Raw genomic sequence first — 21,708 nt, 5'->3', positions numbered from 1 at the left:
CCCTTGTATCCCGTGGCCTTAGACCAAAGTACGGCACTTTGGGGCCTTGACACCTGTGACTGCCCAGTCTTGTAGGGACTTTGCGACACGCGTATCCTCGGCGGTCCGTCGACCAACAGTAAAAGCGGAATGCCGATATGTCTGATTTGAAAACTGCCGCTCTCGAATATCATGCCCATCCTCGTCCAGGAAAGCTGAGTGTAGAGCTCACCAAGGCCACTGCTACCGCCCGCGACCTGTCGCTGGCCTACAGCCCTGGTGTTGCCGAGCCCGTACGTGAAATCGCCCGCGACCCCGAACTGGCGTACAAGTACACCGGCAAAGGCAACCTGGTTGCAGTGATTTCCGATGGCACCGCGATTCTTGGCCTGGGTAACCTCGGCCCATTGGCTTCCAAGCCAGTCATGGAAGGTAAAGGCGTGCTGTTCAAGCGCTTTGCCGGCATCGACGTTTTCGACATCGAAGTCGACTCCGAAAGCCCGCAGGCTTTCATCGACACGGTCAAGCGCATTTCCATCACCTTCGGTGGCATCAACCTGGAAGACATCAAGGCACCTGAGTGCTTCGAGATCGAAAAGGCCTTGATCGAGCAGTGCGACATTCCGGTATTCCACGATGACCAGCACGGCACCGCGATCGTTACCGCGGCCGGCATGATCAACGCCCTGGAAATCGCTGGCAAGACCCTGGCTGACGCACAGATCGTCTGCCTGGGCGCCGGCGCTGCGGCCATCTCCTGCATGAAGTTGCTGGTGAGCATGGGCGCCAAGCTGGAAAACATCTTCATGGTCGACAGCAAGGGCGTGGTCCAGTCCGAGCGTACCGACCTGAACCAGTACAAGGCGATGTTTGCCCACGCGACTGACAAGCGCACCCTGGCTGACGCCCTCGACGGTGCAGACGTGTTCGTCGGCCTGTCCGGCCCGAACCTGCTGAGCGCCGAAGGCCTCAAGTCCATGGCGGCCAACCCGATCGTGTTCGCCTGCTCCAACCCTGATCCAGAGATCTCTCCGGAACTGGCTCACGCCACCCGTAGCGACGTGATCATGGCGACCGGCCGCTCGGACTACCCGAACCAGGTCAACAACGTGCTGGGCTTCCCGTTCATCTTCCGTGGTGCCCTGGACGTTCGCGCCAAGCGCATCAACGAAGAGATGAAAGTAGCGGCCGCCAACGCCCTGCGTGAACTGGCCAAGCTGCCGGTGCCACAGGAAGTGTGCGACGCCTACGGCGGTATCAAGCTGGAATTCGGTCGTGAGTACATCATTCCGAAACCCATGGATAAGCGCCTGATCACCCTGATCTCGGATGCCGTGGCCAAAGCCGCCATCGAGACCGGCGTGGCCACCCTGCCCTATCCGAAGCACTACCCACTGCAAAGTGTGGATGATGTGTTCAACGGCTAAGCCGTTGTAGCGCACCAACAAAAAGCCCCGGCTCTCACGAGTCGGGGCTTTTTGTTGGGGGGGCGATAAGCGTCAAGCCTGCGCAGCAGCAACTGTGGGAACGGGCTTGCCCGCTCCCACATTCGGTCTGCGTTAGAACAGGTCGATCGGCGCCGCCTCATCCGCTGGCAGCGGGCTGCCCGGTGCTACGCCATTGCCCAGCTCGTTGACCGATGGCGGCGTGTCTTCGCTCTTGAACAGTTCGAAGTACGCATTCGGGGTGCTTGGCGAGGCGGCGCGGCCGCTGACCGGGTCGATGCGCAGGCTGAGGATGCCTTCCGGTTCCGGCTGCGTATGCGGCGGTTTGTCCTTCAAGGCCGCGCCCATGTAGCTCATCCAGATCGGCAGCGCGACGGTACCGCCGAACTCGCGGCGGCCGAGGCTCTCCGGCTGATCGTAGCCGGTCCACACGGTGGTCACGTAGTCGGCGTTGTAGCCAGAGAACCAGGCATCCTTGGACTCGTTGGTAGTACCGGTCTTGCCGGCGATGTCCGGGCGGTTCAGCGCCAGTGCGCGGCGGCCGGTACCTTTCTTGATCACGTCTTCCAGGATGCTGTTGAGAATATAAGTGGTACGGCCGTCGACAATGCGCTCGGCAACCGCGGGCGCCTGGGGCTCGGCCGGGGTGTTATTGGCGGCCGGCGTGGTGCCTGGGGTCGGCTCGATGGTGATGCCGCCATTGCTCGGCGCCGCCAGGCCATCGGTCGCCGCCACGCCATTCACCACATCACCCGGCACGCGTGGCGGGTTGGCGGTGAACAGGGTGTCGCCGTTGCGGCTTTCGATCTTGTCGATCAGGTACGGCGCGATCTTGTAGCCGCCATTGGCAAAGGTACTCCAGCCCGTGGCGATTTCCATCGGCGTGAGGGTCGCGGTGCCCAGGGCCAGGGACAGGTTTGGCGGCAGGTCCGATTTGGCGAACCCGAAGCGCGTCATGTAATCGATGGTCTTGCCGACGCCCATCGCCTGCAGCAGGCGAATCGACACCAGGTTGCGCGATTTATACAGCGCCTCGCGGATACGGATCGGGCCGAGGAAGGTGTTGGTATCGTTCTTCGGGCGCCAGACCTTGTCCAGGTACTCGTCCACAAACACGATCGGTGCATCGTTGACCAGGCTGGCGGCGGTGTAGCCGTTGTCCAGCGCAGCGCTGTAGATGAACGGCTTGAAGCTCGAGCCTGGTTGGCGCTTGGCCTGGGTGGCACGGTTGTAATTGCTCTGTTCGAACGCGAAGCCGCCAACCAGGGCGCGGATCGCACCGTTCTGCGGGTCCAGCGACACCAGTGCACCTTGGGCCAGCGGCACCTGGCTGAATTTGAGGCTGTCGTCTTTCTGGCGTTGCACGCGGATCAAATCACCCACCTGCGCGACGTCCGATGGCTGCTTGGGCATCGCCCCCATGCTGTTGGTGTTCAGGAACGGCCGCGCCCATTTCATGCTGTCCCACGCCACATGGGCTTCACCGGTGCGGGTCAGCACCTGCAGGCCGTCTTTCTTCACTTGGGTAACGATGGCGGGTTCCAGGCCGCTGATCGGGCGTTGCTTGCTCAGCTCGGTGGTCCAGGCGCTCAGCGTCTTGCCCGGCAGGCGCGATTCAGGGCCTCGGTAGCCATGGCGCTGGTCGTAGGTGATCAGGCCGGAGTGCACCGAGGTATTGGCGATTTCCTGCAGGTCGCTCGGCACGGTGGTGGTCACGCGGAAACCTTCGGTATAGGCCTCGCTGCCGTAGCGGCCGACCATCTCGGCACGCGCCATTTCGGCGATATAGGGTGCGTTCACTTCCGGCGTCGGCACGTGGTAGCTGGCGTTCAGCGGTTCGGCGATGGCGCTTTCGTAAGCGGCTTGGTCGATCTTGCCCAGCTTGTACATGCGCCCCAGGATCCAGTCGCGGCGTTCTTTACTGCGCGCCGGGTTGGCCAGGGGGTTGAAGCGTGAAGGGGCTTTTGGCAGGCCGGCGATCATGGCCATCTGCGCCAGGCTGGCGTCACGGATGGACTTGCCGTAATAGACCTGAGAGGCCGCTTCGATCCCGTATGCGCGGTTGCCCAGGTAGATCTTGTTGACGTACAGCTCGAGGATCTCGTCCTTGGTCAACTGGCGCTCGATCTGCAGGGCCAGGAGGATTTCAGTGGCCTTGCGCGAAAAGCTGCGTTCGCTGGTGAGGAAGAAGTTCTTCGCCACCTGCATGGTGATGGTGCTGCCGCCGGATTGAATGTGTCCGCTTTTTACCAATTGAGTGGCTGCACGCACCAGGCTGCTGGGGTCAACGCCATAGTGGTTGGCAAAATTATCGTCTTCGGCCGAGAGCAGGGCACTGATGAAATTGGGTGGAATATCGGCAAAACGGATCGGTGTGCGGCGCATTTCGCCGAACTCCGCGATCAGTTTTTCATCGCTGCTGTAGACCCGCAAAGGAATCTGCAACTGGATACTTCTGAGGGCCTCTACCGAGGGCAAACCCGGACTAAGGTAGAGGTAGGCCCCGCTGAGCACGAGCAGCAGCCCGCAAACGATGGCGACAATGGAGTACCCGAAAAACTTCAGCAGACGAATCAAGGCTTTTGGATTTCCAGAGAAAAGAATGGGTTAGGCGTCGGGGCATGCATGGCAAACGATGGATCGACCCGAGCTGCAGATAAAAAGCGGGAAAAAACGCTGGGCATTAAAGCATTTTTCGACTTCGGGCGTCATTCGCACCTGCTCAACAAGTCGACCGAATGCATGGCGCCCAGCGGCAATCAGGCGGTAAGACAGGCAAAGTTTTAGGGAGTTTTATGAGAAAGGGATTTTTCACGCGCAAAGTCGACACGCTGCTGGGCGTCGACATCAATGACACCACCATTCGGCTGGTGCAGCTGGGCTGCTCGGCGTCAGGCTACAACGTCCAGGCCTACGTCACGCAGGCACTGCCTGCGCACACGGTGGTCGACAGCACGCTTCTCGATCTTGATGGCGTGGGGCGCGCGCTGCGCAGTGCGTTATCGCGGTTGTCGACATCGGCCCGAGGCGCTGCCGCTGCCGTGGCTGGGCCCTCGGTGATCACGCGGATGATCGAGATGGAGGCCGGGCTGACTGACGATGAGATGGGCTGGATGATCCAGATGGAGGCAGACCAGTACATTCCCTATCCTCTGGATGACGTGGCCATCGACTTTCAAGTGCGCGGGCCAAGCGCACTGGACCCCGGCCGTATCGAGGTGCTGTTGGCGGCGTGCCTGAAGGAACAGGTCGAAGCCAGGGAGACGGTTTTGGCTCTGGCCGGGTTGGTGCCGAGGGTGGTCGATGTCGAAGCGTTTGCATTGGCGCGCGCTTGCAGTCAGGATTTCGCCAGCTTCACGCCGAGCGATCGAGTCGATGGTGCACAATGGGCCGTGGATGCCCAAGGGATGGGAGTTGCTTGCGGGTTGGCCCTGAGGAGTTTCGCTTGAAGACACGAATCAACCTATTGCCTTGGCGCCAGGCGCTGGCAGAGCGGCGACGCAAGTATTTGCTGGCGGGTTTGCTCGCGTTCGCCTGCGCGGCGCTCGCAGCCGTGTGGCTGGCGGACCAGGTGATCGACCAGGCAATCGACCGGCAGGTGACTCGCAATGACCATCTGGGCAAGGAGATCAACGGCCTGGATTCACGCATCAGGACCATCGATGACCTGCAGGAGCGGAGCCAGCAGTTGGCGCAGCGCATGAAGGTCGTGCAAGACCTGCATGACTCTCGCTCCTCCGGTGCCCAGTTGTTGGACCAGTTGGCGCGCGCCGTGCCAGACGGCGTGCACCTGCATGAAGTGGTGGCGAAGGGTGACACGGTGAGTATCAGCGGCAGCGCAGAGTCCAGCCAGGATATCGCCCAGTTGATGCGCCGCCTCGAGGCGGCGGAAGGTGCCCATTCCACTCGACTGCAACATGTGCGCACAGATGGCGCGCGCGGCAACAACGAATTCCAGCTGATGGTGCGTCAGGGAGAGTCCTCCGAGGCTCAACCTTGAGCCTGCCAAGGCTCGATCTTTCTGCACTTACTCACAACGCTGCAAAATGGCCCCTACCAGGCAAGGCCCTGTTGGGCTGCGCGTTGGCGGGCGTAGTGTTTGTGGTGGGCGACTTCATTTACCTGAGCCCGTCGCGGCAACGGTTGCACGGGGTCGAGGCGCAGGAAGTGGTCCTGCAGCAGCAAGTCGTCCAAAAGGCTTCCCTGGTTGCCACCCTTGAGGTGCGTGCGCAGCCACTCCAGCTCATGCAGGCCAAGGCCGATGCACTGTTGCAGGCATTGCCGGGTGCGTCCGAGATGCCTGGCTTGCTGGACGACCTCGCGCGCTTGGCACTGGCCAATGGCTTGTGGGTCGAAAGCGTCACCCCGCTGGATGAGCAGGCTCGACCGTTCTATCACGAGCAGCCTGTGCAGCTCGGCTTGACGGGGGCTTACCACGACCTGGCAACGTTCCTGAGCGGCCTGGCCGGGCTCGCGCGCATCGCCACGGTGCACGACGTTGCCTTGCGCCGTGATGGCAAGCTGCTGCGTCTTGATCTGCTGGCCAAGACCTACTGGCAGGCGCAGCAAGGCGTTGGCCTGGGCGGGCGGGGCTTGCAAGGGCAGGCTTTTGTGTATGACTCCTCCGGTCTGCGCGATCCTTTTCAACGGCTTGCCGTCCAGGTCGAACATTCGCCTGGCCGGCCTGCCCGGGCGCCGGATCTCACCCGATCGCGTGGAGCCCTGGAAGGCCTTGCAATGGACCAGTTCGAAATGGTCGGCACGCTGTCCCGTGGCGTGCGGGCGTTCGTCCTGCTGCGTGCGGCAAACACGGTGTATCGGCTGGCGGTCGGTGACTACCTGGGGCCGGACCATGGACGGGTCACGGCCATCCATGAGCGTCACGTCGAACTGGTCGAGCTGTTCCCCGATGGTCAGGGTGCATGGCTGGAGCGCCCGCGGATCCTGGTGTTAAACGTCAACTCATAACGGAATCAAGCAATGAAAAGGACCTTCTCGTCCTTCGGTGTGGCGCTATGGATAGCGTTCACGGCACCGATGGCTGCTGCTGTACCCAATCGTGTAGACCTGATCCAGTTGCCACCCCCTGGCAACGCCACGTCGAGCGTCTACTCGGGTGACAAGCTCAACCTCAACTTCCAGAGCATCGAGTTGCGCACGGCGTTGCAGCAAATTGCCGACGTGGCAGGCCTCAACCTTGTGGCGAGTGATGAAGTGCAGGGGGCGATCACCCTGCGCCTCAAGGATGTGCCCTGGGACCAGGCGCTGGACCTGGTGCTGCAAGCCAAAGGCCTGGATAAGCGATTGAAAGCCGGCGTATTGCTGGTCGCACCCGCCGAAGAGTTGGCCGCGCGCGAGCTGCTGACCCTGGAGTCGCGCAAGCAAATGGCCGAATTGGCGCCGTTGCGTCGGGAGCTGTTGCAGGTCAATTACGCCAAGGCGGCGGACCTGGCCAAGTTGTTCCAGTCGGTCACGGGCCTGGAGGGTGTGACCGATGAGCGTGGCTCGGTGGCGGTCGATGATCGCACCAACAACATCATCGCCTACCAGACCGTCGAGCGACTGGAAGAGCTGCGGCGGATCGTGGCGCAGCTGGATATTCCCGTGCGCCAGGTGATGATCGAGGCGCGGATTGTCGAGGCCAATGTCGATTACGACAGAAGCCTGAGTGCGCGCTGGGGTGGGCGACTCAATCGTGGCCACTGGGGCGCTGGCGGCATTGCGAAGCCTTCGCCTGAGGGGGCTGAGCCCTCTGAGAACCCGCCCAGCTCGCCGTTTGTCGACCTGGGGTCGCTGACCGGCACCTCCGGCCTGGGCATCGCCTTTATCACCGACAACCTGCTGCTGGACCTGGAACTCACCGCCATGGAAAAAACCGGCAACGGCGAAATCGTCTCGCAACCCAAGGTCGTCACTTCCGACAAGGAAACCGCACGCATCCTCAAGGGCACCGAGATCCCCTATCAGGAATCCAGCTCCAGCGGCGCCACGTCGGTGTCGTTCAAGGAGGCGTCGCTGTCGCTGGAGGTGACCCCGCAGATCACCCCCGACGATCGCGTGATCATGGAGGTCAAGGTCACCAAGGATGAGCCCGACTACCTGAACAAGCTCAATGACGTGCCGCCGATCAAGAAAAACGAGGTCAACGCCAAGGTGCTGGTCAAGGATGGCGAGACCATCGTCATCGGCGGGGTTTTCTCCAATACCCAAAGCAAAGTGGTAGATAAAGTGCCATTTTTGGGCGATGTGCCGTATCTTGGCCGCCTTTTCCGGCGCGATGTGCTGGCGGAGAAAAAATCCGAGCTGCTGGTATTCCTGACTCCGCGTATTATGAATAACCAGGCGATTGCTGTGAGTCGTTGATTCTGTGCGAAATTTGATTCTTGTAGGACCGATGGGGGCTGGAAAAAGCACCATCGGCCGTTTGCTGGCCAAAGAGCTGCGCCTGCCGTTCAAAGATTCCGACAAGGAAATTGAATTGCGCACGGGTGCCAATATCCCATGGATCTTCGATAAGGAAGGCGAGCTGGGCTTTCGTGACCGTGAGCAGGCGATGATTGCCGAGCTGTGCGGTTGCGATGGCGTGGTGTTGGCCACTGGCGGTGGCGCAGTGATGCGTGATGAAAACCGCCGCGCGCTGCATGCCGGTGGTCGGGTGGTTTATCTGCATGCGTCGGTCGAGCAGCAGGTGGGCCGCACCGCCCGTGATCGCAATCGCCCGTTGCTGCGCACCGCCGACCCGGCAAAGACCTTGCGGGACCTGCTCACGCTGCGCGATCCGCTGTATCGGGAAATCGCCGATCTGGTGGTAGAAACCGATGAGCGGCCACCTCGGATGGTAGTCCTCGACATTCTTGAACGCCTGCAACGGCTGCCACCCCGTTAAAGCCAGGCCCGAAATGCGCTATTCTCGGCGGCGCGCCATTGCCCTCCAGGGTGTGGCGTAGAGCCATCAGGTGATGTCAGGTCTTGGCGTTGCCGGTCGTCACTACATCTTCAACGCGGGGACACATGCAGACACTTAAGGTCGATCTAGGCGAGCGCAGCTACCCGATCCATATTGGCGAGGGTCTGTTGGACCAGCCCGAATTGCTTGCACCGCATATTGCCGGGCGGCAAGTGGCGATCATCTCCAACGAAACGGTCGCGCCGCTGTATCTTGAGCGTCTGAGCCGCAGCCTGGCGGCGTATTCCGTGATCTCCGTGATCCTGCCCGACGGCGAAGCCCACAAGAACTGGGAAACCCTGCAACTGATCTTTGATGGCTTGCTGACTGCACGCCATGACCGCCGCACCACGGTGATCGCCCTGGGCGGCGGTGTGATCGGCGACATGGCCGGCTTCGCAGCGGCCTGTTACCAGCGTGGCGTGGACTTTATCCAGGTGCCGACCACCTTGCTGTCCCAGGTCGATTCGTCGGTGGGCGGCAAGACGGGCATCAACCATCCGCTGGGCAAGAACATGGTGGGCGCGTTCTACCAGCCCCAAGCCGTGCTGATCGACACCGCGACCCTGAACACCTTGCCGCCGCGCGAGTTGTCGGCGGGCCTGGCGGAAGTCATCAAGTACGGGTTGATCTGCGACGAACCGTTCCTGGCGTGGCTGGAAGCACACGTCGACGCACTGCGCAACCTCGACCAGGTGGCACTGACCGAAGCCATTTCCCGTTCCTGCGCCGCCAAGGCGCTGGTGGTAAATGCCGACGAACGGGAGTCCGGCGTACGGGCCACCTTGAACCTGGGCCACACCTTCGGGCATGCGATCGAAACGCACATGGGCTATGGTGTGTGGTTGCATGGGGAAGCCGTAGCGGCTGGCACTGTGATGGCATTGGAGATGTCGCAGCGCCTGGGTTGGATCAGCGCTCAAGAGCGTGATCGTGGCATCCGCCTGTTCCAGCGCGCCGGTTTGCCGGTCATTCCGCCTGAGGAGATGACTGAGTCGGACTTCCTCGAACATATGGCGATAGACAAGAAAGTGATCGACGGTCGACTGCGACTGGTGCTGCTGCGCCATATGGGCGAAGCGGTCGTGACCGACGATTATCCGAAAGAGATTTTACAGGCCACGCTGGGAGCGGATTACCGCGCCCTGGCCCAGCTTAAAGGTTAATAAGATCGCGATGACTAGTTTGCATGCCGACGAGGCGTTCCTCGGCCATTACCAGTTGAGCCACGACCCCTTTGCTCCACGGGTGCCTGGTTTCAAATTTTTCCCGGCCCAGCGCAAGCCCGTGCTCGGCCAGTTGCACCACCTCGCACGCTACAGCCAGCTGCTGCTGGTCGTGACCGGGCCGCTGGGCAGCGGTAAAACCCTGTTGCGCCAGGCCTTGGTCGCCAGCACCAACAAGCAATCGGTGCAGAGCGTGGTGGTGTCGGCGCGTGGTGCCGGCGATGCTGCGGGCGTGCTGCGTCAAGTTGCGCAGGCGCTGGACGTGTCCACTGCGGAGCCGAACGCGATCCTCAAGCAGGTCGTGCAGCTGGGCCTGACCGGTCAGGAAGTCTACCTGCTGGTGGATGACGCCGAGCAGCTCGACGAATCCGCCCTCGAAGCGCTGCTGGCGCTCGCAGCGGGTACGCCGGAAGGTCGCCCGCACGTGTTCCTGTTCGGTGAGTCGTCGTTGATCGCTGAGCTTGAGCAGATCAGCGGTGAGCAGGAGCTGTTCCACGTCATCGAGTTGCAACCGTACGAAGAGGAAGAAACCCGCGAATACCTGGCTCAACGCCTGGAAGGCGCAGGGGCGGGCATCGAACTTTTCTCCGCACAACAGATCTCTGATATTCACGAAAGCTCCGACGGCTGGCCTGGCACCATCAACCAGGTCGCCCGCGATGCCATGATCGAAGCCATGATTGCCAGCCGCTCTGCGGTCAAGCGTCCAAAGATGGGGTTCACTATGCCTAAGAAACACGTATTGGCTATTTCCGCCGTTGTCGTGGTCGCTGTCGCCGCCGCCTGGTTGATCCCGGGTCGCAGCAAGGCACCGACGACTGCTGGCGCGCCAACCGAACAGGCGCAGTTGCCACTGGGCAAGCCCACGCCAAACGTCGAATTCGCCAACTCTGGCCAACCGACCAACCTGCCGATGGTTGGCCAGCCGGTCATGCGTGGTCCCCTTGCCGAAGAAGCCGGCGGCATCTCCGAAGGTGACGACGGCGTGCCGGTGGAAGGCTCCAGCGCCACACCGCCAACCGTGACCACTACTGCACCTCCAGCAGGCGTGCCAGCGGGCCAGCCCGCTGCCAAGCCGACACCTGCGCCTACGGTGGCCACTGCCAAGCCGGCGCCCGTGACCAAGCCGGTTGCGCCTGCGCCAGCCGCCAAGCCTGCCCCTGCACCGGCTGCCAAACCTGCCGAGAAGCCAGCCGCCACCGTTGCCAAGGCGGGCGCCGCTGGCAGCAGCTGGTACAGCAGCCAGCCTACCGGTAATTTCGTGGTGCAGATCCTCGGCACCAGCTCCGAAGCCAACGCCCAGGCGTTCGTGAAAGAGCAGGGCGGCGAGTACCGTTATTTCAAGAAAGTGCTCAACGGCAAGCCTCTCTACGTGATCACCTACGGCAACTTCTCCAGCCGTGCCGCAGCTGATTCTGCGATCAAAACCTTGCCAGCGAAGGTCCAGGCTGGTAAACCTTGGCCACGCACTGTTGCCAGCGTTCAACAAGAACTCGCAACAACTCGCTGAAGATCCGGCGGCCTTACCCAGGCCGCCCTCCCGGCACCTCAAAAAACTACAACAGCGTGCAGCCCTGAAGGCCGCGCGCTTTGTGGTGTCTGCGTCACAGTAGCTTTTGAGTCGTAGCGGTCAGAATTAAAAAAGTTTTGACTAGCACAGCATATCGCTTTAAACCTTTCATAAATGCGACATAGATTTGCGACATTTCGTCGCTAAATTTGTGAGCGTCTGTGTCGGTGTGTACAATGACCTCCCTTTTGCCCCCGCTAAGCCGGCGTACGTTCGGCGTGGAAGGTAACCGGTTGAATTGAAAAGAAATTTGCCTCGATATAAGAGGCAGCCTGGTGAGAAAGTGTCTATGAAAGCAGGTCTGTACCAACCCGATGAATTCAAGGATAACTGCGGTTTCGGCCTGATAGCCCATATGCAGGGCGAGCCCAGTCATACCCTTTTGCAAACGGCCATCGAGGCCCTGACCTGCATGACCCACCGCGGTGGGATCAACGCCGACGGCAAGACCGGTGACGGCTGCGGCTTGCTGATTCAAAAGCCCGACCAGTTCCTGCGCGCTGTCGCAAAAGAACAATTTGCTGCCGACCTGCCCAAGCAGTACGCCGTGGGCATGGTGTTTTTCAACCAGGACCCGGTCAAGGCCGAAGCGGCTCGCGAGAACATGAACCGCGAGATCCTGGCTGCCGGCCTGCAACTTGTCGGCTGGCGCAAAGTACCAATCGACACCAGCGTGCTCGGCCGCCTGGCCAATGAGCGCCTGCCGCAGATCGAGCAAGTGTTCATCGCAGGCGAAGGCCTGAGCGACCAGGACATGGCGATCAAGCTGTTCACCTCGCGTCGTCGCTCGTCCGTGGCCAACGCCGCCGACACCGACCACTACATCTGCAGCTTTTCGCACAAGACCATCATTTATAAAGGCCTGATGATGCCGGCGGACTTGACCGCCTTTTATCCAGACCTGAGCGACGAGCGCCTGCAAACCGCAATCTGCGTGTTCCACCAGCGCTTCTCCACCAACACCCTGCCGAAATGGCCGCTGGCCCAGCCGTTCCGCTTCCTCGCCCACAACGGCGAGATCAACACCATCACCGGCAACCGCAACTGGGCCGTGGCCCGTCGCACCAAGTTCGCCAACGACCTGATGGACCTCGAAGAGCTCGGCCCGCTGGTCAACCGCGTCGGTTCCGACTCCTCCAGCATGGACAACATGCTCGAGTTGATGGTCACCGGTGGCATTGACCTGTTCCGTGGCGTGCGCATGATCATTCCGCCCGCGTGGCAGAACGTCGAGACCATGGACCCGGATCTGCGTGCATTCTACGAGTACAACTCGATGCACATGGAGCCGTGGGACGGCCCGGCCGGCGTGGTCATGACCGACGGCCGCTACGCGGTCTGCCTGCTCGACCGCAACGGCCTGCGCCCGGCGCGTTGGGTGACCACCACCAATGGCTTCATCACCCTCGCCTCGGAAATCGGCGTGTGGAACTACAAGCCGGAAGATGTCATCGCCAAAGGCCGCGTAGGCCCTGGCCAGATCCTGGCCGTGGACACCGAAACCGGTCAGATCCTCGACACCGATGCCATCGACAACCGCTTGAAGTCGCGTCACCCGTACAAGCAATGGCTGCGCAAGAACGCCCTGCGCATCCAGGCGACCATGGAAGACAACGACCACGGTTCGGCTTTCTATGACGTCGACCAACTCAAGCAGTACATGAAGATGTACCAGGTCACGTTCGAAGAGCGCGACCAGGTGCTGCGTCCGCTCGGTGAGCAAGGCTACGAGGCCGTCGGCTCCATGGGCGATGACACGCCAATGGCCGTGCTGTCCCAGCGCGTGCGCACGCCGTACGACTATTTCCGCCAGCAGTTCGCCCAGGTGACTAACCCACCGATCGACCCGCTGCGCGAAGCCATCGTGATGTCCCTGGAAGTCTGCCTCGGTGCCGAGCGCAACATCTTCCAGGAGTCGCCAGAGCACGCTTCTCGCGTGATCCTCAGCTCGCCAGTGATTTCACCGGCCAAGTGGCGCTCGTTGATGACCCTGGAGCGCCCGGGTTTCGACCGCCAGATCATCGACCTGAACTACGACGAGAGCCTCGGCCTTGAAGCCGCTGTGCGCAACGTCGCCGACCAGGCCGAAGAAGCTGTGCGCGCCGGCCGCACCCAGATCGTGCTGACCGATCGCCATATTGCCCCAGGCAAGCTGCCGATCCACGCCTCCCTGGCCACCGGCGCGGTGCACCACCGCCTGACCGAGAAAGGCCTGCGTTGCGACTCCAACATCCTCGTGGAAACGGCCACCGCCCGTGACCCACACCACTTTGCGGTGTTGATCGGCTTCGGCGCCTCGGCGGTGTACCCGTTCCTCGCGTACGAAGTGCTGGGCGACCTGATCCGTACCGGTGAAGTGCTGGGCGACCTCTATGAGGTGTTCAAGAACTACCGCAAGGGCATCACCAAGGGCCTGCTGAAGATCCTGTCGAAGATGGGCATCTCCACCGTCACCTCCTACCGTGGCGCGCAGCTGTTCGAGGCCATCGGCCTGTCGGAAGAAGTGTGCGAGCTGAGCTTCCGTGGCGTGCCGAGCCGCATCAAGGGCGCGCGTTTCGTCGACATCGAAGCCGAACAGAAAGCCCTGGCAGCCGAAGCGTGGAGCGCGCGCAAGCCGATCCAGCAAGGTGGCCTGCTCAAGTTCGTGCACGGTGGCGAATACCACGCGTACAACCCGGACGTGGTCAACACCCTGCAAGCCGCTGTGCAGCAGGGCGACTACGCCAAGTTCAAGCAATACACCGCGCTGGTGGATAACCGCCCGGTGTCGATGATCCGCGACCTGTTCCAGGTGAAGACCCTGGACACGCCGATGGACATCGCCGAGGTCGAGCCGCTGGAATCGATCCTCAAGCGCTTCGACTCCGCGGGTATTTCCCTTGGTGCCCTGTCGCCTGAGGCCCACGAAGCCCTGGCCGAAGCCATGAACCGCCTGGGTGCGCGTTCCAACTCCGGCGAAGGCGGTGAAGACCCGGCGCGCTACGGCACGATCAAGAGCTCGAAAATCAAGCAGGTGGCGACCGGCCGTTTCGGCGTAACCCCGGAGTACCTGGTCAACGCCGAAGTGCTGCAGATCAAGGTGGCCCAGGGCGCCAAGCCCGGTGAGGGCGGCCAATTGCCGGGCGGCAAGGTCAACGGGCTGATCGCCAAGCTGCGGTATGCCGTGCCGGGCGTGACCCTGATCTCGCCTCCACCGCACCACGACATCTACTCGATCGAAGACTTGTCGCAGCTGATTTTCGACCTGAAACAAGTCAACCCGCAGGCCCTGGTCTCGGTGAAACTGGTAGCAGAAGCCGGCGTGGGCACCATTGCCGCCGGCGTGGCCAAGGCCTATGCCGACCTGATCACCATCTCCGGCTACGATGGCGGCACCGGCGCTTCGCCGCTGACCTCGATCAAGTACGCCGGTGCGCCGTGGGAGCTTGGCCTCGCCGAGACGCACCAGACCCTGCGTGGCAACGACCTGCGCGGCAAAGTTCGCGTGCAGACCGACGGTGGCCTGAAAACCGGCCTCGACGTAATCAAGGCCGCGATCCTCGGCGCTGAAAGCTTCGGTTTCGGTACTGCGCCAATGATCGCCCTGGGCTGCAAATACCTGCGCATCTGCCACCTGAACAACTGCGCCACCGGCGTCGCCACTCAGAACGAGAAGCTGCGCAAGGATCACTACATCGGCACCGTCGACATGGTGGTGAACTTCTTCACCTACGTTGCCGAAGAAACCCGTGAGTGGCTGGCCAAGCTGGGCGTGCGTTCCCTCGAAGAGCTGATCGGGCGTACCGACCTGCTGGATATCCTCGAAGGCCAGACTGCCAAGCAGAACCATCTGGACCTGACGCCGCTGTTGGGCAGCGACCATATCCCGGCAGACAAGCCACAATTCTGCCAGGTGGACCGCAACCCACCGTTCGACAAAGGCCTGTTGGCCGAGAAGATGGTCGAGATGGCTGCCTCCTCGATCAACGACGCCAGCGGTGGCGAATTCGCCCTGGATATCTGCAACTGCGATCGTTCCATTGGCGCACGCATCTCTGGCGAAATCGCGCGCAAGCACGGCAACCAGGGCATGGCGAAAGCGCCGATCACTTTCCGCTTCAAGGGCACTGCGGGCCAGAGCTTCGGCGTGTGGAACGCTGGCGGCCTGCACATGTACCTGGAAGGCGACGCCAACGACTACGTGGGCAAGGGCATGACCGGCGGCAAGCTGGTGATCGTTCCGCCTAAAGGCAGCGTCTACAAGACCCAGGACAGTGCCATCATCGGCAACACCTGCTTGTACGGCGCCACCGGTGGCAAGCTGTTCGCCGCGGGTACGGCCGGTGAGCGTTTCGCCGTGCGTAACTCCGGTGCCCACACCGTGGTGGAAGGCACCGGCGATCACTGCTGCGAGTACATGACCGGGGGCTTTGTCGCGGTACTGGGCAAGACCGGTTACAACTTCGGTTCGGGCATGACTGGCGGTTTTGCCTACGTGCTCGACCAGGACAACACCTTCGTCGACAAGGTCAACCACGAGTTGGTCGAGATCCAGCGGATCAGCGGCGAAGCCATGGAGTCCTACCGGAACCACTTGCAGCACGTGCTGGACGAGTACGTCGAGGAGACCGGCAGCGAATGGGGTCGTAACCTCGCCGAAAACCTCGATGATTACCTGCGTCGTTTCTGGCTGGTCAAGCCCAAGGCTGCCAACCTGAAATCGTTGCTTTCCAGCATCCGTGCCAACCCGCAGTGATATGCGCCTGAAGAGTTTGATGAGGTTTTAACATGGCTGAACGTCTGAATAACGACTTCCAGTTCATCGATGTCGGGCGCAAAGATCCGAAGAAGAAACTGTTGCGTCAACGCAAGAAAGAGTTCGTGGAGATCTACGAACCCTTCAAACCCCAGCACTCGGCCGACCAGGCCCACCGCTGCCTGGGGTGCGGTAACCCGTATTGCGAATGGAAGTGCCCGGTGCACAACTTCATTCCCAACTGGCTGAAACTGGTGGCCGAGGGCAACATCCTCGCCGCCGCCGAGCTGTCGCACCAGACCAACACCCTGCCGGAAGTCTGCGGCCGGGTGTGCCCGCAAGACCGTCTGTGCGAGGGTGCCTGCACCCTCAACGACGGCTTTGGCGCGGTGACCATCGGTTCGGTGGAGAAGTACATCACCGACACCGCGTTCGCCATGGGCTGGCGCCCGGACATGTCCAAGGTCAAGCCGACCGGCAAGCGTGTCGCGATCATCGGCGCGGGCCCTGCGGGCCTGGGCTGTGCCGACGTGCTGGTACGTGGCGGCGTGACCCCGGTGGTGTTCGACAAGAACCCGGAAATCGGCGGCCTGCTGACGTTCGGTATTCCCGAATTCAAGCTGGAAAAAACCGTACTGAGCAACCGTCGTGAAGTCTTCACCGGCATGGGTATCGAGTTTCGTCTCAATACCGAAATCGGCAAAGACATCACCATGGAGCAACTGCTCGAAGAATACGATGCCGTGTTCATGGGCATGGGCACCTACACCTACATGAAGGGCGGCTTTGCCGGTGAGGACCTGCCGGGCGTGTATGACGCGCTCGACTTCCTGATCGCCAACGTCAACCGCAACCTGGGCTTTGAAAAGTCGCCGGAAGACTTCGTCGACATGAAGGGCAAGAAGGTCGTGGTGCTGGGCGGTGGCGACACCGCGATGGACTGCAACCGTACGTCGATCCGCCAGGGCGCCAAGTCGGTGACCTGTGCGTATCGCCGTGACGAAGCCAACATGCCGGGCTCGCGCAAAGAGGTGAAGAACGCCAAGGAAGAAGGCGTGAAATTCCTCTACAACCGTCAGCCGATCGCTATCGTCGGTGAAGATCGCGTCGAAGGTGTGAAGGTGGTCGAGACCCGTCTGGGCGAACCAGACGCCCGTGGCCGTCGCAGCCCCGAGCCGATCCCGGGCTCCGAAGAGATCATCCCGGCCGACGCCGTGGTCATCGCCTTCGGCTTCCGTCCAAGCCCGGCGCCGTGGTTCGAGCAGTTCCAGATCCAGACCGACAGCCAGGGCCGCGTCGTCGCCCCGGAACAAGGCCAGTACAAGCACCAGACCAGCAACCCGAAAATCTTCGCCGGTGGCGATATGGTGCGCGGTTCTGACCTGGTGGTAACGGCGATCTTCGAAGGCCGTAACGCCGCTGAAGGGATCCTGGATTACCTGCAGGTCTGATCCTGATCCCGCGTTGAAGTGGGGTGAAAATGTGGGGGCGGGCTTGCTCGCGAATACGGTGTATCAGTCACTCGATGTGTCGACTGACCCACCGCTTTCGCGAGCAAGCCCGCTCCCACATTCGTTTGGCAGTGCTTTCATGTCCGCGACAAATTGACCCGATAGACAAAAGGCACGGCGCATTCCGTGCCTTTTGCGTCGCTCTCTGAGAAAATGCCCGCACTTTTTTTGCGGATGCCGACATGACTGCCCTCAAGAACGACCGTTTCCTTCGTGCCCTGCTCAAGCAACCTGTGGACGTCACCCCTGTGTGGATGATGCGCCAGGCTGGTCGCTACCTGCCGGAATACCGCGCCAGTCGCGCCAACGCCGGCGATTTCATGAGCCTGTGCATGAACCCGGAGTTCGCCTGCGAAGTCACGATGCAGCCGCTGGACCGCTACCCACAACTGGATGCGGCCATCCTCTTCTCCGATATCCTCACTATCCCTGACGCCATGGGCCAGGGCCTGTACTTCGAAACCGGCGAAGGCCCGCGTTTCAAGAAGGTGGTCAGCACCCTGGCTGATATCGAAGCCCTGCCGATCCCTGACCCACACAAAGACCTTGGCTATGTGATGGACGCCGTCAGTACCATCCGCCGCGAGCTTAACGGCCGCGTGCCGCTGATTGGCTTCTCCGGCAGCCCATGGACCTTGGCCACCTACATGGTCGAAGGCGGCTCGTCGAAAGACTTCCGCAAGACCAAGGCCATGCTCTACGACAACCCGCAAGCCATGCACCTGTTGCTGGACAAGCTGGCGCAGTCGGTCACCTCCTACCTCAACGGCCAGATCATGGCCGGCGCCCAAGCGGTGCAGATCTTCGACACCTGGGGCGGCAACCTCTCGGCGGCGGCGTACCAGGAGTTCTCCCTGGCCTATATGCGCAAGATCGTCAGCGGCCTGATCCGCGAACACGAAGGCCGCAAGGTGCCGGTGATCCTGTTCACCAAGAACGGCGGCCTGTGGCTGGAAAGCATCGCCGATGCCGGTGCCGATGCACTGGGCCTGGACTGGACCTGCGATATCGGCGATGCCCGTCGCCGTGTGGGTGACAGAGTCTCGCTGCAAGGCAACATGGACCCGACTGTGCTGTACGCCAAGCCGGAGGCGATCCGCACCGAAGTCGGCCGCATCCTGGCCAGCTACGGCAAAGGCACCGGGCATGTGTTCAACCTGGGCCATGGCATCACCCCGGAAGTGAACCCGGAGCACGCCGGCGCCTTCCTGCGTGCGGTGCACGAACTGTCTGCGCAATACCACGAGTAATAAAAGAGCCCGGCTTGATGCCGGGCTTTTTAATGGCTGAACACAAATCAAAATGTGGGAGCTGGCTTGCCTGCGATAGCGGTGTTGGATTTACCACCGGCATCGCGGGCAAGCCAGCTCCCCCATAAAAAACAGTGGTGCCTCAGGCCTTCACATTCCCCAACGGCGGCAACTTCGCCAACCTCAACGCCACCAGCAACGCCCCAATCAACAGCGCCACGATAAACGCCCCAATCCCGTTCCACCCGGCAAAGTGCCAGAAGAACCCGCCCGCCGTCCCCGCGATACTCGACCCCACGTAGTAGCAGAACAGGTACAGCGACGATGCCTGCCCCTTCGCCTTGACCGCGCGGCGGCCGATCCAGCTGCTGGCCACCGAGTGGGCGCCGAAGAAGCCAAAGGTAAAGATCAGCATGCCCGGCACCACCAGCCACAGTGGGGTGAACAGAGTCAGTGCCATGCCAGTGAGCATCAGCACGATGGTGCCCCACAGCACGCGGCGGCGGCCGAGGCGGTCGGCCAGGGAACCGATTTTTGCCGAGCTGTAGATACCCGAGAGGTACACCAGCGACAGCAGGCCGACCACGGCCTGGCTCAGGTCGTAAGGATCGGCCAGCAGGCGATAGCCGATGTAGTTGAACATCGTCACGAACGCGCCCATCAGCAGGAACGCTTCAAGGAACAACCACGGCAGGCCCGCGTCCTTGAAATGCATGACAAAGCCCTCCACCAGGCTACGAGGCTTGAGGCTGCTGGCGCGGAAGTTGCGCGATTCGGGGAGGATTTTCCAGAACACCGTGGCCGCGATCAGTGCCAGGGCGCCGATGATCAGCATTGCGGTGTGCCAGCTGACGAAGTCGATCAGCACGCCGATGATCAGGCGCCCGCTCATGCCGCCAATCGCGTTGCCGCCGATATACAGGCCCATGGCCAGGCCGATGTGCTGCGGGTGGATCTCTTCGCTCAGGTAGGTCATGGCCACGGCTGCCAGGCCGCTCAGTGACAGTCCCACCAGTGCGCGCATCAGCAGGATACCTTCCCAGGTCGGCATCAAGCCGCTGGCGATGGTCGCCAGCGCGGCGCAGAACAGGGCGGACACCATCACCGGCTTGCGCCCAAGGCTGTCGGAGATCGGCCCTGTGATCAGCAAGCCACACGCCAGCATCGCCGTGGCCACTGACAGGATCAGGCTGCTTTGCGCCGCATTGATGGAAAATTCGTGGGACAGCGCTGGCATCATCGGCTGCACGCAATACAGCAACGCGAAGGTGGCGAACCCGCCCGAGAACAGCGCCAGCACCGTACGCATGAACATCGGTGTGCCTTTTTCGATGTACGCGTCGTTGAGCTGGGCCACGACCTCATCGAGCGCAGTGGGCGGGACGTCTTGAGCGAGTGGAGCGACAGCAGCTTTCACGGGGACCTCGGGGGGGAAGAGCGTGCCAGGACCGGCAATGCAAAAAAGAATATAGCTCCCTAATGATTCTTTCCAATATATTGTTCGACCTGTTTGATAGCTTTAACGACCTAATGAGGCTTGCATGGAATTGCGTCACTTGCGGTACTTCATTGCCGTCGCCGAAGAGCTGCATTTCGGCCGGGCCGCGCAGGTGCTGGGCATCTCGCAACCGCCGCTGAGCCAGCAGATCCAGGCGCTGGAGCAGGAGGTGGGCGCGCGATTGTTTGAACGGACCAATCGTCGGGTCGAGCTGAGCGAAGCGGGGCGCTTGTTTCTGCAAGAGGCACGGCTGGTGCTGGCGCAAGTCGACAAGGCCGCGGATGTAGCGCGCCGGGCGCAGTTGGGTGAGCTGGGCGAATTGAAGATTGGTTTCACCTCGTCGGCACCGTTCAACTCCAGCATTCCCCAGGCGATCTTTGCGTTTCGCCAGGCGTTCCCGGCGGTGCACCTGAATCTGCAGGAAATGAGCAGCACCGAAGTGGCTGAGTCGCTGGTCGATGAGTCGATCCAGGTAGGGCTCATGCGCCCGCTGCCGTTGCCGGATTCGCTGAGTGTGGTCGAGCTGATGCGCGAGCCGCTGGTGGCCGTGTTGAATGCCGGTCACCCGTTGGTGGAGGGCAGTGAGCGCGGTTTGCACCTGGCGCAATTGGCGCAGGAACCGTTCGTGTTTTTTCCGCGAACCTACGGCAGTGGGCTCTATGCCCAGTTGCTCAACCTGGCGCGTGATGCCGGCTTCAGCCCGCACTTTGCCCAGGAAGCGGGGGAGGCGATGACCATCATTGGCCTGGTGGCGGCGGGCCTGGGCGTGTCGGTGCTGCCGGCGTCATACCAGCGCATACGCATCGATGGCGTGGTATATCGCACGCTGCTGGACCCGGAGGCGGTGACGGCCGTGTGGCTGGTGCAGCGCAAGGGCGCGCAAACGCCCATGGCGAAGGCGTTCGTGGAGTTGCTCACGCGCAAGGCTGCTCAGTAACAACCGCGCACCTCGAAACGAAGCAGGTCGATGTGGGAGCTGGCTTGCCTGCGAGAGCATCCCCCTGGTGTACCTGATGCACCGAGGCACCCGCATCGCAGGCAAGCCAGCTCCCACCTTTAATCTCTATCATCCCTGGCGAGCGGTGAAATTCAGTTCTGCTTCGAAGTCCCCGTCTGCTCAAACAACTGCGCCGCCGTGCCCGCCTCATTCGCGCCATTGCCGCGCAGACCCGCCATGATGTCACTGTCCAGGTTGTTCACCCAGCGGTTGTAGTTGCGATGGATCTTGCCGTCCTTGTAGCCCAGCTCGCGGCTGTCGCGGTAGGTGATGGCGTAGCTGTTGCGCGTGTAGGTGATGTCGATGGCCGCGTAATACTGGTTGCGCACGGTGATCTCGGCCTGCACCCGTTGCGGGCTCAGGCGTTGAACCGTCCATTCGCGTTTTTGCAGGGCGTTGACGATCACCGTTTTCATTTTTTCTTCGCTGACCTGAGCATTGGCCGGAAGGTCGTGCTGGGTATTGAGTACCGGTTTGCTGGTGCAGCCAGCGGCGGTCAGCAAGGCCAGGGTGATAAGGGCAGCGCGAAGCAAGGAAGACATTCCGTTTTC

Annotated in this window: 14 protein-coding genes and 1 pseudogene; 12 read left to right on the top strand and 3 right to left on the bottom strand. The window is 61.7% G+C overall.

Features of this window, described 5'->3' with window-relative positions; all coding sequences use genetic code 11:
* Positions 1 to 137 precede the first annotated feature (137 nt).
* Positions 138 to 1,406, top strand: a complete 1,269-nt coding sequence (locus CQ002_RS12880) for a malic enzyme-like NAD(P)-binding protein (protein ID WP_016979185.1) — start codon at positions 138 to 140, stop codon at positions 1,404 to 1,406.
* 132 nt (positions 1,407 to 1,538) lie between these two features.
* Here the strand turns inward: CQ002_RS12880 and CQ002_RS12875 are convergent, their stop codons facing one another.
* A complete protein-coding gene (locus tag CQ002_RS12875; RefSeq protein ID WP_371919452.1) occupies positions 1,539 to 3,998 on the bottom strand; it encodes a penicillin-binding protein 1A in 2,460 nt (819 codons plus the stop codon).
* Between the two features lie 221 nt (positions 3,999 to 4,219).
* On the opposite strand from CQ002_RS12875, the gene pilM reads away from it, so the two are divergent.
* From pilM to hemE, 10 genes and pseudogenes are all read left to right on the top strand, one after another.
* Positions 4,220 to 4,873: a type IV pilus biogenesis protein PilM gene (pilM, locus tag CQ002_RS12870; protein ID WP_034105914.1), complete on the top strand. Its 654-nt coding sequence runs from the start codon at positions 4,220 to 4,222 to the stop codon at positions 4,871 to 4,873.
* Positions 4,870 to 5,424 (top strand): PilN domain-containing protein, encoded by a 555-nt coding sequence (locus CQ002_RS12865; protein WP_034105912.1) that lies wholly within the window; start codon positions 4,870 to 4,872, stop codon positions 5,422 to 5,424. The genes pilM and CQ002_RS12865 overlap by 4 nt, the downstream gene beginning before the upstream one ends.
* Positions 5,421 to 6,392: a pilus assembly protein PilP gene (locus CQ002_RS12860; protein ID WP_105161528.1), complete on the top strand. Its 972-nt coding sequence runs from the start codon at positions 5,421 to 5,423 to the stop codon at positions 6,390 to 6,392. Before CQ002_RS12865 ends, CQ002_RS12860 begins: the two co-directional genes overlap by 4 nt.
* Positions 6,393 to 6,533: 141 nt before the next feature.
* Positions 6,534 to 7,787, top strand: a pseudogene (locus tag CQ002_RS12855) (type IV pilus secretin PilQ); the annotation flags it as partial.
* Positions 7,788 to 7,791: 4 nt separating this feature from the next.
* Entirely contained in the window at positions 7,792 to 8,310 is a 519-nt protein-coding gene (gene aroK, locus CQ002_RS12850) for a shikimate kinase AroK (RefSeq protein ID WP_034105907.1), read from the top strand.
* A 125-nt stretch (positions 8,311 to 8,435) separates the two neighbouring features.
* Positions 8,436 to 9,536, top strand: coding sequence for a 3-dehydroquinate synthase (gene aroB / locus CQ002_RS12845; protein ID WP_105161530.1), 1,101 nt, complete (start codon positions 8,436 to 8,438; stop codon positions 9,534 to 9,536).
* A 10-nt stretch (positions 9,537 to 9,546) separates the two neighbouring features.
* On the top strand, positions 9,547 to 11,106 hold the full coding sequence (locus CQ002_RS12840) for an SPOR domain-containing protein (protein ID WP_034105902.1): 1,560 nt from the start codon (positions 9,547 to 9,549) through the stop codon (positions 11,104 to 11,106).
* A 349-nt stretch (positions 11,107 to 11,455) separates the two neighbouring features.
* The gene (gene gltB / locus CQ002_RS12830; protein WP_034105896.1) at positions 11,456 to 15,901 is read left to right on the top strand and encodes a glutamate synthase large subunit; all 4,446 of its coding nucleotides are present in this window, start codon (positions 11,456 to 11,458) and stop codon (positions 15,899 to 15,901) included.
* 32 nt (positions 15,902 to 15,933) lie between these two features.
* Positions 15,934 to 17,352 (top strand): FAD-dependent oxidoreductase, encoded by a 1,419-nt coding sequence (locus CQ002_RS12825; RefSeq protein WP_034105894.1) that lies wholly within the window; start codon positions 15,934 to 15,936, stop codon positions 17,350 to 17,352.
* 242 nt (positions 17,353 to 17,594) lie between these two features.
* Positions 17,595 to 18,662, top strand: a complete 1,068-nt coding sequence (gene hemE, locus CQ002_RS12815) for a uroporphyrinogen decarboxylase (protein ID WP_034105892.1) — start codon at positions 17,595 to 17,597, stop codon at positions 18,660 to 18,662.
* Between the two features lie 142 nt (positions 18,663 to 18,804).
* Here the strand turns inward: hemE and CQ002_RS12810 are convergent, their stop codons facing one another.
* Positions 18,805 to 20,019: an MFS transporter gene (locus tag CQ002_RS12810; RefSeq protein ID WP_371919451.1), complete on the bottom strand. Its 1,215-nt coding sequence runs from the start codon at positions 20,017 to 20,019 to the stop codon at positions 18,805 to 18,807.
* A gap of 184 nt (positions 20,020 to 20,203) precedes the next feature.
* On the opposite strand from CQ002_RS12810, the gene CQ002_RS12805 reads away from it, so the two are divergent.
* The gene (locus tag CQ002_RS12805; protein WP_034105888.1) at positions 20,204 to 21,097 is read left to right on the top strand and encodes a LysR family transcriptional regulator; all 894 of its coding nucleotides are present in this window, start codon (positions 20,204 to 20,206) and stop codon (positions 21,095 to 21,097) included.
* Positions 21,098 to 21,249: 152 nt separating this feature from the next.
* On the opposite strand, the gene CQ002_RS12795 is transcribed toward CQ002_RS12805, so the two are convergent.
* Positions 21,250 to 21,699 carry a hypothetical protein gene (locus CQ002_RS12795; protein WP_034105886.1) on the bottom strand — a complete coding sequence of 150 codons (450 nt, stop codon included), beginning with the start codon at positions 21,697 to 21,699 and terminating at the stop codon, positions 21,250 to 21,252.
* Positions 21,700 to 21,708: the final 9 nt, after the last annotated feature.

This window comes from Pseudomonas sp. MYb13 (assembly GCF_002980075.1).
Taxonomy (GTDB): domain Bacteria; phylum Pseudomonadota; class Gammaproteobacteria; order Pseudomonadales; family Pseudomonadaceae; genus Aquipseudomonas; species Aquipseudomonas lurida.
Note: the sequence above shows the minus strand (reverse complement) of the source record. Positions and strands in the feature narration are given on the sequence as shown.